The sequence below is a fragment of the Actinoplanes italicus genome, assembly GCF_003001815.1.
Taxonomy (GTDB): domain Bacteria; phylum Actinomycetota; class Actinomycetes; order Mycobacteriales; family Micromonosporaceae; genus Actinoplanes; species Actinoplanes italicus.
Genome location: NZ_PVMZ01000004.1, coordinates 366,709 through 379,610 on the forward strand (window position 1 = coordinate 366,709; position 12,902 = coordinate 379,610).

Here is a 12,902-nt window from a genome sequence, read left to right on the forward strand (position 1 = left end):
TTGATCCCCCTCATTCTGCGTTGCCATGGTGCCGAGGTTAAAGATCGCGGCGGGACAAAAGGCCTGTTGACCGGCGCGCCAGCCGATGGAGCGACGCCGGGCCCGCACCAAGGCAGCGGGCCCGGCCGCCCTCAGCGACCAGCGAGCTCCAGCACCCCGCCGGACCGCGCTGACGCCGCCACCTGAGCCGCGATCTCACCACCGCGGACGGCGACGTTCGACAGCAGCCCGGACCCCAGGCCGTGACCGGACTCAGTGGCGCCGAGCACGAACACCGGCAACGGCGACCCGTCGGCGCGGTGCACGCGGTAGTCGCGGGCCAGCCACGCGTCCGAGCAGTCACCGAACGAGGCGCCCAGCAGGTGGCGGGGCAGCGGGGAGGTGAAGCCGGTGGCGCAGACGACCGCGTCGTACGACTCCCGGGTCCGTGTTCCGGTCATGCGGCGCAGCACGTCGAGGGTGACCCGCCCGCCGGCCGCGGTGGCGCCGGTGACGCGGGTGGCCCGCTGGAAGCGCAGCCGGCCCTCGCCGGTGATCTTCTCGTGGTACTCGAAGTCGTACAGCCAGCTGAGCAGGTCCGGGTCGACACTGCTGTAGTTGGTGGAACGGTGCCGTCCCAGCAGTTCGTCGCGGACACTCGCGTCGGCGAAGTAGAAGTCGTCGACGGCCGCCGGGTCGAAGACGCGGTTGGCGAACGGGCTGTCGTCGGCCGGCGTCATGCCGTACGAGGAGATGTAGCAGTCGACGGACACGCCCGGATAGGTCTCCAGCACGTGCCGGACCGCCTCAGCCGCGCTCTGGCCCTGCCCGACGACGGCGACCCGGGAACGGCCGGTGAGCCCGGCGGTCCGCAGCCCGCCGAGCAGCCGGGTGTTGTGGAAGACGCCGTCCAGCCCGGCAGACCAGGCCGGCATCCGTGGCGTGGAGCCGACGCCGACCGCGACGTGGCGGGTGGTGGTGCGGTGCAGCCGGCCGCCGGAGCGCCACGACACCACGCAGCCGCCGGTGTGCTCGTCGAGCTCGACGCCGACCACCTCGGCGCCCCAGGTCACCGGCGTCTGCAGGCGGTCGACGGCCCAGCTCAGGTAGTCGGTGAACTCCAGGCGGCTGGGGAAGAACGTCTGCTTGTTGATGAAGTCGCTCATCCGGCCGCGCTCGTGCAGGTAGTTCACGAACGTGTAGGCGCTGCGCGGGTCGCGCTGGGTGGCGAGGTCCTTGAGGTAGCTGATCTGCATGGTCGACGACGACAGCAGCATGTCGGGGTGCCAGTCGAAGCCCGGCCGGCGGTCGAGGAACAGCGCGTCGGCGGCGGCGCCGGCCTCCTCCAGAGCGATGGCGAGACCCAGGTTGGCCGGTCCGAGCCCGACACCGACGAGTTCACGATCAAACATGGTCCCCACCCTCAAGATCGTTGCGATAGTGGACGAACTCACCGTCCCGGTGCGACTCGACGAAGCCGAGCGACCGGTACAGGGTTTGCGCGACCTCGTTGTCGCTCATGGTCTCCAGCACGACGGCGACCGCCCCGGCGGCGCGGGCCTCCCGCAGGGTCTGCACGACCAGGGCCCGGCCCGCGCCCAGTCCGCGGGCCTCGGGGAGCACGAACAGGTCGTTGAGGACCCAGGTGACGGTCAGGCCGAGCGAGGAGAACTGCTTGTAGATCTGGCAGAAGCCGACGACCTTCTCGGCGGTACGGGCGGCGAGCACCCGCGACTCACCGGTCGAGAGACGGGTGCGCAGGAACTCCGCGGCCTTCGCGTCGTCGCCGGTGCGCCCGTAGAAGTGCCGGTAGGCGATGAACAGCTGCTCGACCGACGGCGTGTCCGCCGGGGAGGAGTGGGTCACCACGAGCTCGGCTGCTGAGGTCATCGGAGTGTTCCTGTTCTTTCGAGGGACGTCATGACACGGTCGGCCGCACGCTCGGCGAGAGCGGGAGCGATCTTGAAACCGCCTCCGGACAGACCGGTCATGAACCATAGGCCGTCGGTGGCCGTGGCCGCCGGTCCGACCCGGCCGGGTCCCGAGGTCGTGTACATGTCGGACGCCACGACGCTGCTCAGGTAGACGGCCCGGCTCATCGCGGGGAGCCGCCGGGCGAGCGCCTCGGTGGCCCGTAGCCCGGCCGGGTGGTCGTCGACGTCGCGGCGGCCGGGCCGGTCCCACGGCCGCGGGTCGGCACGGCCGACGAGGTGGACGCCGGGGCCCTGTTCGGGTGCGGGCCGCATCCAGGTGTCGGGTGCCGTGTCCACCAGGGTGTGCTCGACGTCGGTGTCGAGGCGCACGTAGGAGTAGACGATGCGCCGCTGTTGCAGGCCGGTGACCGGCACGAGGGCCACGGTGCCCGGCCCGGCGGTGACGATCACGCGGCGGGCGCGGATGTCCGGGCCGGCCAGGGTGAACCCGCCGGGGCCGGTGTCGATCCGGCCGACCGGCCCGGTCGTCACGATCGCCTCGTTCGCCGCGCACCGCTCGGCGAGCCAGTCCAGCGCCTGCGGGGCGAGCACGTAGCCGCCGTTCGGCTCGACGATCGCGCAGTCGTCCGGGTCCAGGCGGACCGGATGGTGCGTGGGACCGTCGGCGACGCGGTGCGGGATCCCGGCGGCGGCCATCTCGGCCAGGACCGCGGCGTTCAGTGCGGCGCGCGGCACGACGTGCACCGAGCCGGTCCGGCGGTAGGCCGGGCAGTTCCACCACACGGCGGTCATGCTGCGCACGGCCAGCCGGGTCAGATCAGGATCCGGGGAGTACGCCCGGACGAGTCCCCCGCTCAGTGCCGACGCCGACGAGCCCGCGTCGCCGGGTGCGCCGCCGCACAGGGCGACCCGCAGTCCGCGCGCCGCCAGGGCGAGGGCGGTGAACCGGCCGACGATCCCGTCACCGACGACCGCGCAGTCGACCACGGTCATGGGCGTACCCCGATGGGCTGTGGCTTCTCCCAGTGGGCGATGCCGTGCCGCCGTGCCCACAGTGAGACGATCTCCGCCCCGGTGAGGCCCTCCTGCACCGCTTCGAGCATGTGGCGGGCGCACTGTTCGACCAGGACGGCCGGGTCGGGCCGGGTCGTCACGACCTCCGGGGTGAGCCCTTCCCACGCCGCCGAACCCACCCAGCTGTCGTCGCTGAGCACCACCCGGAGCCGCCGGCCGGACGCGGCGACCACGGCCAGGGCCCGCTCGGCGTCGGTCAGCGTGCCCAGCACCACCAGGGTGGTGACGCCGGGTTCGGCGAGGATCTCCGTGACCGCCGGCCGCAGCTGTCCGCCCAGGTCGGCCCAGGCGACGGCGAGCCCGGTGGCGGAGGCGCCGGCCCAGGCGTACGTGCCCGCTCCCCCGGCCGACCGCCACAGCGTCGCGGCCTGCTCCACGTTGTCGGGCATCGGGGCGATGATGCCCGGTTCGGGGCTCAGGTGCTCACGGGTGACTCCCGGCGCCGACGACAGCGGGAACGCGACCGGGATTCCGGCCCGCCGGTAGACGGGCAGGGCCCCGGCCGCCGCCTCGCTGGAGAAGTGCCCGGCCACGGCCCGGATTCCGGCGGTCGCGGCGATCTGCCGGGCCAGCGCGATGGAGCGTTCCGGGTCGGCGGCGTCGTCGAAGACGGTCACCGCCGGGTGTTCCAGCAGGTCGGCCGGGAAGAGCCTCCCCCACCGGCCACGCGGGCCGGTGAGGGGGGCCACGACCGCCAGAGGGCCGGCCATCAGATGCCCAGCCCGAAGTACCTGCCCGGCTGTGGGGCGCCGTCGCAGGCGGCGAGCAGGCGGGCGCTGCCGCCGGGCACGATCGGGGCGGCGGCCTGGGCGAACTCCCGCACCCAGGTGCGCAGCACGGCGGCCGCGGAGTCGCCGGTGGGGCCCATGGCGCGGACCTCGTCGAGGGCCGAGCCGATGATCCGGGCCACCGACGCGAGCTGCTCGACCGCGCCGGGCGGGTCGAAGTCGCCGGGCCGGCAGTAGTCACGGGCCAGGGCCAGCTGCGCCCGGACGGATCGTCCGCTGCGGCGCAGGTCGGCGGGGAGGGCGGCCTCATCGGCCGATGCGGTGGCGGTCTGGGCGAACACGCCGCGGAAGGTGGTGTCCCAGGCGTCCAGGATCTTCTCGGTACGGCTGAAGTCGTCCAGTGTGAAGTCGGTGCGGCTGGTCGCGGGCCGCCGCAGCAGGCAGTGCAGGCGCAGCAGGTCCGCGCCGGCGACCGGCAGGAACTCCGACGCCCAGATGGCGTGGCGCCGGCTGGTGGAGAACTTGGAGCCGTTGAGCTGGAAGAACTCGTTGACGACGAACTTCGCCGGAAGCAGCTCGGGCCGGCCCAGGGCGATGTTCACGGCCGGGAACAGCACGGCGTGGAAGTAGCCGTTGTCGATGCCGAAGAACTGCACCAGCCGGTCGTGCTCGCGCGGCGGCGCCTCGGCGGCGTAGCCCTCGGCCATCTCCAGCCACACGTAGGTCCTCAGCGACGGGTCGGCGTCGGTGGGGATGCCCCACGCCGACGGGTGCGACACGAGGATGTCGGGCAGCCGGTCGGCGGCCATGGCCCGGCACACGGCACGCAGCCGCTCGGGCATGTCGCAGGCCGCCCAGAACTCTTCGAGCCCGGCGCGCAGCGGCTCCAGCGGCAGCACGTGCATCTTGGTCCGGCGCAGCACCGGCACGTCACCGCAGCGGATGCAGAACGGGTCGACGACGTCGGCGCACAGGTTGGGGCGGCAGCAGTCCTCGCAGGCGTTGCCGTTGGTGCCGGCGCCGCAGTGCGGGCACTTGCCACCGAGGTAGGCCTCGTACAGCCACAGGTCGCAGCCCTGGCAGAACGGCAGCGGCCGCTCCTCGGCGACGATGTGCCCCGACTCGACGAGCGTGGAGAAGAGATCGCGTACGCGTGCCTCGTACTCATGCCCCTGAGGTCTGACGATCTTGTCGAAGTTCACCCCGGCGGCGGCCCACGTGTCGACGATCGAGCGGGTGTAGCGTTCGGCGGTCTCCTCGGGTTCGCAGTTCTCGCCCCAGGCTCGGCGCGGCACGTAGGTCTGGTTGTCGTCCAGGCCGGTGGAGTACCACGCGTCCTGCCCGTCGGCCGCCAGGGCCCGCGCCATCACGTCGCCGGCCAGGTACGGCCCGGAGATGTGGCCGACGTGCAGGTGGCCGTTCGGGGTGGGCGGCGTCGCCGTGATCCAGGTGGTCATGCGCTCGTCTCCTTCAGGGGCTGCTCACGGAGGGGCCAGTACACGGAGATCCACGCCAGCGGCTCGCCGGTGGCGTGCAGGACGTGCTCGTGGTTCTTCTCGATGAAGACGACGTCACCGGCCTTGAGCGCGGTGGTCTCGTCGCCGGAGACGAGGGTGCCGCTGCCGCTGGTGACCAGGACCATCTCGCGCTGGTTGTGCTTGTCGGGGGCGGTCTGTGCGTGGGGTTCGAGCCAGCAGCCCATCGCGCCGAGCGTCTCGTCGAGCACGTCGAGCGGGAACACGCGCTGGCACTTGGTGCCGAACTCACCGCCCGCCGTCTCCTCGGACAGGGTGGCCAGGTGGCGCAGAGCGTTCACTTTCGTGCCTTTCCGGTGGATCGGGTTGCTTCGGTGGCGCGGGTAGCCAGTACCACCACGACGAGGAGCACGGCGAAGATCAGGCCCGCGACGCCGCGGGAGGCGAGGATCGCCAGGCTGCTGAGCAGGACGACAACGGCCTGGAGACTCCACCGTTGCTGCATGCGCGCCAGGGCGACGCTGCACAGCGCGTACACCGACATGAACAGCGCCGACGTCCAGGCGAGCAGGTCGGAGTGGGTGACCACACCGGCGCCGAACAGGGCGAGCGTGGCGGCGTACGTCAGCGCCAGGACGCCCTTGGCGCGGGTCTCGGAGGTGCGGCCGCGGACGGCGTGGACGTAGAGGCGGGTGGCACCGAGCACCCAAGCATTGGTGGCCGCGACGATGGCGACGGCCGACGCGATCAGCAGCACCAGCCGCAGCGGGGCCGGCAGGGCGGCGGTCAGGGCGGGCACCAGTTCGGTGGGGCCACCGGGCGGCAGCGCCGCGTAGGCGAGGGTGGCGGCCAGGTAGGTGATCGCGACCACCGGGACCGCGCGGCGGATGGCTCTCGGGAACGTCCGGCGTGGATCGTGCACCGAGCCGCCGAGCAGCGAGACGTTCTCCCAGCCCAGATAGGCGTAGAAGGCGACGCCGGCGGCGGTCAGGACACCGGCGAGGGTCGGCGCCCCGTGCCGGCCGAGGTTCGCGAGGCTCATGCCCGGCACCGCGAGGACGATGCTGAGCGCCAGGGCGACCATCGCGATCTTGAGACTGACGCCCTGGATCCGGGCGATGATCCGGTCGTTGAGCCCGGCCAGGACCAGGGACAACAACATCAAGATCATTGCGGTTATCGGTACGGGGGGAAGCGCGTCCGTGACGGCGCCGAGGTAATAGGCGGTCGCGATGGCCATGGCGGGGTTGCCCACCGCGTAGACCAGCAGGAGCACGCCCTGCGCGAAGTTCGCGTTCGCCGGCCCCATCCCGGCGCGGATCACGTCGGTGACGCCGGAGACGGTCGGGAACTCCATCGAGATCCGCGCGAACATCTGGGCGATGCAGACGCAGATCCCGGCCAGCACCACCCACACGAGCGGGGCCGCCCACCCCGCCTCCTTCACCGAGATGCCCGGCACCACGAGGATCCCGGCACCCAGGACGCTGGAGATGTACATCTGGGTGAGCTGGCCGGCCGACCACTGCCGCGAGCTCACCTCCGCGCCGCCGGCCTGGGCGGGAGGGCTGTCCAGAGTCTGCTCAGGCATGTCAGCCCCAGATCAGACCGTTGGTGGACGCCGACGCCGCGGTGATCTCACCGGCGCCGGAGGCCACCAGCACGACGGCGCCGATCAGCAGCAGGAAAGCGACGACGAGCGTGACACGAGCGACCGAAAAAGACATGGCGATACCCCCGGCGGTTAGGCGGAATTGATTCTCTGCGTCATTCCTGGCCGTTGCGGCCTGACAGCGAGAACTATTCCGAACGCCGCCGTGGCCGGAAAGACCTGCGGAGTGTCCCGAACCGGCCTGGCCGGTTCCGGCCGTCGACGGGCGGGTTTGGCCGGTTCCGGCCAGGCCGGAACCGGCCGCGCCATACCCTTTCGCGGTACGCGGAAAGGGTGGAGATAATGTGCGGCAAGCTGAAAGTCGCCTGCAGAGGAAAGGGCTTAAGCGAGTCCCCGGTTCAACGTTGACGAAGAGGACTGAACAGCCATGCGACTGGCCCGTATCTCCATAGCCGCGCGGCACGACGCGGCGGCCCGCATCGACGCCGCGGCACTGGTCGACGCCACCTGGGCCGCCGTCCGGTCCGCTGACGCGGTCGAGCACGTGGTGGCCCGCGCCGTGCCCGGCGGTTTCGAGGTCGGCGTGTTCCTGCAGCCGGCGGACACCTCGGCCGGCCGCGACACCGCCCGCGCGCTGATGGGCCGGGTGCTCATCAACTCCCCCGCGATGCGCCAGTGGCGGATCGTCGCCGACACCGACGTGCCGCTCGACAGCCTGCGGCCGCGCGGCTGACCGGCCTCCGGCTCGTCCCGGATCTTGGACAGGGTTCCCGGATCCTGGACAGACAGCGACCGAACCCGACAGACGGTGCTAGACCTGTCGTCGGTAATCGATGTCCGATGTGCCACGGGGGCAATGCGTGCTTGACATTCTGGGTCTCGGGAAAGACGCCGAGCAGGTCTACCGGCTGTTGCTGAGCCATCCGCGCTGGGGCGTCGGCCAGCTCGTCGAGCATCTGGCCACCGACGAGGACACGGTCCGGGCAGCCCTCGACGAGCTGTTCGATCTGGCCCTGCTGCGGCACTCCTCCGAGCGTGAGGGCGAGCTGCGGGCGGTCAGCCCCACGGTCGGGCTGCAGTCGCTGCTGGCCCGGCAGCAGGCCGACGTCGAGCACCGCATGCAGCGCATCGCCGCCGGTCAGGCCGCGGTCGCGGCGCTCCTGGCCGAGTACGGCGACGGGGCCACCACCGAGGAGGCACCCGAAGCCGAGCGCGTGATCGGCCCCGACGCCATCCAGAACCGCCTCGAGGAGCTCGGCCAGAGCCTGCGCGAGGAACTGCTGAGCATCGTGCCGTCGGTGCCGTCCGCCGAGGCCGTCGAGGCGGCCCGGCAGAACAACGCCGAGCTCGTCGCCCGCCGGATCACCATCCGCACCACCCTGCAGGACTCCGCGCGCCGCGACCCGATCGGCGCCGGGTACGCGAAGTCACTGACCGACGCGGGCACCGAGGTACGCACCGCGCCGCTGCTGCCGCCGCGCATGCTGATCTTCGACCGGTCGATCGCGATCGTGCCGATCGACCCGAACAACACCGCCCAGGGCATCCTGCAGCTGTCCGGCCGCGGCGTGGTGGCGTCACTGGTCACCCTGTACGAGCAGGTGTGGCGCACCGCGGTGCCGCTGGGCGCCGCAGCCCGGGCGGCCGACGGTATCACCCCCATCCAGCGTGAGCTGCTCCAGCTGCTGGCCCACGGCCACACCGACAGCTCGGCCGCCACCCGCCTCGGCCTGTCCGAGCGCACCTGCCGCCGCGCGATGTCCGAACTGATGGAACGCCTCGGCGCACGGAGCCGTTTCGAGGCCGGCCTGCTCGCCGCCCGCGAGGGCTGGATCTGACCCCAGGGGTCAGACGCGGCCGGCGTTCGCGGCCTCCTCCCTACTGTTCTTGATCTTGTCGTCGCCGCCGTGCAGATCCCAGGTCTGCGTCAGCCAGAATCCGATGAACAGGGCGGCCACGACGATCTCCACCCAGAACAGGGTGTGCGAATTCTTCTTCTCCTCGACGCTGAGAGTCAGGTGCTCCCCGACGAGCGCGACGGCACCGAGCACTCCGGCCGCGATCATGAGGCAGGCGAGGGCGGAGTACACGCTCCGGTGGCCCTTCTTCAACATCGTGTCCCCGGCTGCCGCCACCTCGCCCCTGGCCCCGCCGACCGCCGTCCCGCTCTCCTCTGCCTGCTCCCGCCGGGGGAACCCGTCCACGCGCTGGGCGTTGGCGAGCGCGACGACGCAGAGGCATGCGAGCAGCCCCACCGCGGCGATGTGGTGCGCGTACTCGATAAACCAGTCGATCGACACCAGCAGCGCCACGACACAGCAGAGCCACAGAGCCGTCGTGATGGCGAAGCCCCACCAGAAGGCCTTCACCGACGACCGTGCCGCCGCCCGGTCTCCGGAGTGGCGGACCAGCACGAACGCGGCCACCAGCCCGAGGAACCCCAGCACCAGGAGCGCCACCATGTTGTTCTCGACGTTCGCCCGGGTCGCCTGCTCCAGCGCCAATAGGTCCGGGCAGCCGCCGAGGGTCTCCCGGCACTCCTCCACGCCGTCCCGCTGCTCCTGGTTCCGGGAGGTCGGCACCACCGCCACGAGGATCGCGCACATGCCGCCGAGGTTGAGCGCCACCTCCTCGGCATCGTTCGTGCCCCGCAGGGCGATCATGGCGACGCCGAGCGCCATGAGGCCGCCGACGAACACCGCCTGGACGGGCGTGTAGTAGTAGCCGCTCACCGAGCCGAGCAGCTCACTCTGCTGGATCGTCTGGTGTATCACCGCCACACCGATGCTGATCAGCAGCGCTGCCATGGCGGCGCGCAGGTAGCTGTGGGTCCTGGCCCGGGGATCGTCTCCCGGCGGTCCGGCGGGCTGTGAACGAACATCCAACACCTGGTCGGCCATGTCGGCGCTCCCACGTCATCGCCGGCTGGGCGAGCCGGCGTCACCTCCCGATTTAGCGCTGAGCTACGGCCCTGTCCAGCGGTCTGTCCTCGATCTGCTGTACGGCGTTACGGTTCGCCCATGGCAGGCGAGGACGTCTACGGCAGCTATGCCTGGACCCGGAGTACGGCTGGGGTCATGTCGTCCGCAGACCGGCGGCACGCGATCGGCCCGATGGCCGAGGTGCTGATGTCGGGGCTGATCGGGAATGTGAGGTTCCGGATGGGCCGGACATCCCATGGGTTGTCGTTCGACGATCTGCGGGTGCCGGACAGTCCGCTGGCGGTCGAGGCCACGAGGGCCTGCGCCGAGCTGAACAGGCCGGACGTGTTGGGTCACTCGTACCGGACGTGGGCGTACGGGCGCGCCCTGGCGGCGTTCGACGGTGCACGGCTGGACGAGGAGCTGTTCTACGTGGCCTGTCTCCTCCACGACTACGGGCTGCCGGACCCGCGGGCCGGCGAGGACTTCACGCTGCGGGGCGCCGAATGCGCGCGGCGGTGCGCCCGGACGACGGGCCGTTCCGAGGCGACCGGCACGACCCTGGCCGACGCGATCACCTTTCACGTCACGCCGGGCGTCGACGCGTACGACAGGGTGGGTCTGGGTTGCTACGTCCAGGCGGGCTCCATGCTCGACCTGGCGGGGCTGCGGGCCGTCGACGTCTCCCGTGCCTTCCTGGCAGCGGTGGCCGGTGAGTACGACCGGTCAGGCGTCACCGAGGCCTTCATCCGCCTGGTCAAGGCGGAGGCCGCGAAGAACCCGGGAACCCGATTCGGCCTGCTGAACCGGTGTGGGCTGACGCTGACGTTCTGCCTCAACCCCCTGCGGCCACGCTGACCCCGGACGTCGCAGTCGTCGTAGTCCGGGAAAACACACCGGCAGCGGTACCCGCCGCAGCAGCTCCGCGCCCAGGGGCTCGCGGCCCCGCCCTGACACCTGCATTTCGGAAGCTCTAAACTCCGTACCACCAACGCTGCCACCGGGTGAGCGGCGGTCGCTGGCCAGCGAGTACGCGAGCCTTGATCGCCTGGTCAAGATCTCGGATCAATCGATCGTGGAACGTTCGACGTGATTCCTCTTCAACGCTCGCTCGCGACCTCCGCCCTGCGAAGACCGGCCCAACGAACGACTGGGCGGCGCTTATGAACTCATCCCGGCTCATTCCAGGAGTGACACTCTCGACGTACCGCTGTTTAGCGGCGTCGAGGTCTTCTCGATGTCGAGCTTTCGCCTCGTCGAGCGCTCGGATCTGATCACCGTGGCCAGTCCAGTCGATTACAGCTTCTCGATCCGATAGGGCCATGACCTGATCCCAGCTCTCTAGCCGCGTGGACAGCTGATTGAGGCGAAGCTGAAACCTCTTCAAGTATCTGGGGGAACTGAAAGCCACCCTTGTCAGCTCAGCCTCGTCGATCTCCTTCACGAGTTCACGAAGGATCTCCAGTTCGAACACCCTCTCGCGCTCCTTGCCGACCGCCTGGTCAGCGGCCCGTTGCGCGCGTAAGGCGATGACAATGGCGACCACCGCGGCGAATGCACCGGTGATGCTGCCTATATCGACGATGATGTCCCACAGGTCATCCTTCGGATCGACTGGCAGCGGCTCGGCAACGAGGGCGGCGAGAATCACCTGATCAGGGTAGGGGCAAGTGACCCGACGCAGTGGATGGTCCGCTGGTGTCTGAGGTCAACGCTTGCATTTGCGCCCGGCCTGGTCAGGTGCTGACCGGCGTGACGTCGGGTGTCGGGCGGGTGTGGTCGAGGGTGTAGCGGCGCTGCAGCAGGACGGCGACCGTCATGAGGGCGGCCGGCACCAGGGTGAAGCCGTAACGGACCGCGTCCAGCGCGCCCGGCGTCTGGGTGACCTGCTCCCCCGCCGCGCTGGCCACGAACCCGCCGGCGAACAGGACGGCCGAGAACACGTACGGGCCGAGTGCACCGCCGGTGGCCTCGGCCGCGGTCCACAATCCGGTGTAGGCGCCCGCCCGGGTGGTGCCGCCCGGCCCGGAGGCGGCGATCACGTCGGGCATCATCGCCAGTGGCATCAGCTGCATGGCGGCGAACGACACGCCCAGCAATGTCATCGCCCCGACCAGCACCGGCAGACCCGCGGCGGCACCTGCGGCGAGCACCAGTGAGCCGGCCACGAAGCCGGCCTGGGCGGCGAGCAGGCAGCGCTGTTTGCCGAGGCGACGGGCGGCCAGCACCCACAGCGGGGTGGTCAGCACCGCCGGGCCCATGAACAGGGCGACCAGTGCGGGGGTGAGTTCGGGGCGGCCCAGTTCGTACTTGGCGAAGTACGGCAGGGCGGCCAGCACCAGGTTCATCGTGATCGCCATGGTCAGGTACGACGCGGACAGCACCCGGAAGTGCCGGTCCCGCAGCGCCGCCAGCAGTCCGCCGCGGTGTGGTGCGGCGGGTGCCGGGGCGGGCGGCGCTGCCCGGTTGACGCGGGCGACGCCGAGGATGCCGGTCAGCATCGCGGCGAGCATCACCGCGCCGAGGATCGCCGCCATCCTCGTGTAGTCGCCGACGTCCGGTGCGGTGCCGGTGAGGAGCGGCGCGATCACGCCGCTGAGCAGCACGCCGATGGTGATGACCGTATTGCGGAAGCCCATCAGCCGGGTCCGCTCGTGGTAGCCGATGCCGAGGTCGGCCGGGGTGGCGAGGTAGGGCACCTGGTAGGCGGAGTACAGCAGGTTGCCGGCGACGAGCGCGAGCGCGACCCAGATCGCGGCCGAGGTGCCGCGCAGACCTGCCGGCACCGTGAAGAGGGCGATGAAGGTGATGATCACCGCGCAGCCGGCGAGCATGACCCGCCGCCGGTGGCCGGTGGCGGCCCGGTCGGTGTCGGAGACGCGGCCGATCCACGGGTGCAGGACGATGTCGGCGATGTTGGGGATCAGCAGGGCGAGCCCGGCCGTGGCCGGGGGCACGGCGAGGACGTCGGTCAGGAAGTAGAGCAGCAGGATGCCGGGGACGGTGACCCAGATGCCCATGCCGATGGAGCCGGAGGCGAAGGGGATGACGGCGCGCAGGGGTAGCCGGATCTCGATCACAGGTGAGCCCTTCCAGGAATCCGACGCCGGTTGATCGTAGTCGGCGTTTCGCGGTCGTCGATGTGTAACGGAGGCGGGGTACGATCCGGCCGGAGGTCG

Annotated in this window: 14 protein-coding genes; 3 read left to right on the plus strand and 11 right to left on the minus strand. The window is 71.0% G+C overall.

Annotation, left to right across the window (positions count from 1 at the left end; genetic code table 11):
- Positions 1 to 131 precede the first annotated feature (131 nt).
- From CLV67_RS12990 to CLV67_RS54220, 8 genes are read right to left on the minus strand one after another with little or no spacing between them, the layout of a single operon-like run.
- Positions 132 to 1,391, minus strand: coding sequence for a lysine N(6)-hydroxylase/L-ornithine N(5)-oxygenase family protein (locus tag CLV67_RS12990; RefSeq protein ID WP_106317834.1), 1,260 nt, complete (start codon positions 1,389 to 1,391; stop codon positions 132 to 134).
- A complete protein-coding gene (locus CLV67_RS12995) occupies positions 1,384 to 1,869 on the minus strand; it encodes a GNAT family N-acetyltransferase (RefSeq protein WP_106317836.1) in 486 nt (161 codons plus the stop codon). Before CLV67_RS12995 ends, CLV67_RS12990 begins: the two co-directional genes overlap by 8 nt.
- On the minus strand, positions 1,866 to 2,906 hold the full coding sequence (locus CLV67_RS13000; RefSeq protein ID WP_106317838.1) for an NAD(P)/FAD-dependent oxidoreductase: 1,041 nt from the start codon (positions 2,904 to 2,906) through the stop codon (positions 1,866 to 1,868). Before CLV67_RS13000 ends, CLV67_RS12995 begins: the two co-directional genes overlap by 4 nt.
- Positions 2,903 to 3,697 carry an ABC transporter substrate-binding protein gene (locus tag CLV67_RS13005; RefSeq protein ID WP_106317840.1) on the minus strand — a complete coding sequence of 265 codons (795 nt, stop codon included), beginning with the start codon at positions 3,695 to 3,697 and terminating at the stop codon, positions 2,903 to 2,905. The genes CLV67_RS13000 and CLV67_RS13005 overlap by 4 nt, the downstream gene beginning before the upstream one ends.
- Complete coding sequence (locus CLV67_RS13010) at positions 3,697 to 5,172, minus strand: class I tRNA ligase family protein (RefSeq protein WP_106317842.1); 1,476 nt, start codon at positions 5,170 to 5,172, stop codon at positions 3,697 to 3,699. The genes CLV67_RS13005 and CLV67_RS13010 overlap by 1 nt, the downstream gene beginning before the upstream one ends.
- Positions 5,169 to 5,531: a cupin domain-containing protein gene (locus CLV67_RS13015; protein WP_106317844.1), complete on the minus strand. Its 363-nt coding sequence runs from the start codon at positions 5,529 to 5,531 to the stop codon at positions 5,169 to 5,171. The genes CLV67_RS13010 and CLV67_RS13015 overlap by 4 nt, the downstream gene beginning before the upstream one ends.
- Complete coding sequence (locus tag CLV67_RS13020) at positions 5,528 to 6,781, minus strand: APC family permease (RefSeq protein WP_106317846.1); 1,254 nt, start codon at positions 6,779 to 6,781, stop codon at positions 5,528 to 5,530. Before CLV67_RS13020 ends, CLV67_RS13015 begins: the two co-directional genes overlap by 4 nt.
- A gap of 1 nt (position 6,782) precedes the next feature.
- Entirely contained in the window at positions 6,783 to 6,917 is a 135-nt protein-coding gene (locus tag CLV67_RS54220) for a hypothetical protein (RefSeq protein ID WP_275414876.1), read from the minus strand.
- 312 nt (positions 6,918 to 7,229) lie between these two features.
- On the opposite strand from CLV67_RS54220, the gene CLV67_RS13025 reads away from it, so the two are divergent.
- On the plus strand, positions 7,230 to 7,535 hold the full coding sequence (locus CLV67_RS13025) for a hypothetical protein (protein ID WP_106317848.1): 306 nt from the start codon (positions 7,230 to 7,232) through the stop codon (positions 7,533 to 7,535).
- A 127-nt stretch (positions 7,536 to 7,662) separates the two neighbouring features.
- The gene (locus CLV67_RS13030; protein WP_106317850.1) at positions 7,663 to 8,640 is read left to right on the plus strand and encodes a helix-turn-helix domain-containing protein; all 978 of its coding nucleotides are present in this window, start codon (positions 7,663 to 7,665) and stop codon (positions 8,638 to 8,640) included.
- 9 nt (positions 8,641 to 8,649) lie between these two features.
- Here CLV67_RS13030 and CLV67_RS13035 read toward each other — a convergent pair whose 3' ends face one another.
- The gene (locus CLV67_RS13035; RefSeq protein ID WP_106317852.1) at positions 8,650 to 9,702 is read right to left on the minus strand and encodes a hypothetical protein; all 1,053 of its coding nucleotides are present in this window, start codon (positions 9,700 to 9,702) and stop codon (positions 8,650 to 8,652) included.
- Between the two features lie 120 nt (positions 9,703 to 9,822).
- Here CLV67_RS13035 and CLV67_RS13040 point away from each other — a divergent pair, with 120 nt between their 5' ends.
- Complete coding sequence (locus CLV67_RS13040; RefSeq protein WP_106317854.1) at positions 9,823 to 10,581, plus strand: HD domain-containing protein; 759 nt, start codon at positions 9,823 to 9,825, stop codon at positions 10,579 to 10,581.
- 115 nt (positions 10,582 to 10,696) lie between these two features.
- Here CLV67_RS13040 and CLV67_RS13045 read toward each other — a convergent pair whose 3' ends face one another.
- Together CLV67_RS13045 and CLV67_RS13050 are read right to left on the minus strand one after the other, a co-directional pair.
- Positions 10,697 to 11,374, minus strand: a complete 678-nt coding sequence (locus tag CLV67_RS13045) for a hypothetical protein (RefSeq protein WP_106317856.1) — start codon at positions 11,372 to 11,374, stop codon at positions 10,697 to 10,699.
- Positions 11,375 to 11,459: 85 nt separating this feature from the next.
- The gene (locus tag CLV67_RS13050) at positions 11,460 to 12,803 is read right to left on the minus strand and encodes an MFS transporter (protein ID WP_239166086.1); all 1,344 of its coding nucleotides are present in this window, start codon (positions 12,801 to 12,803) and stop codon (positions 11,460 to 11,462) included.
- Positions 12,804 to 12,902: the final 99 nt, after the last annotated feature.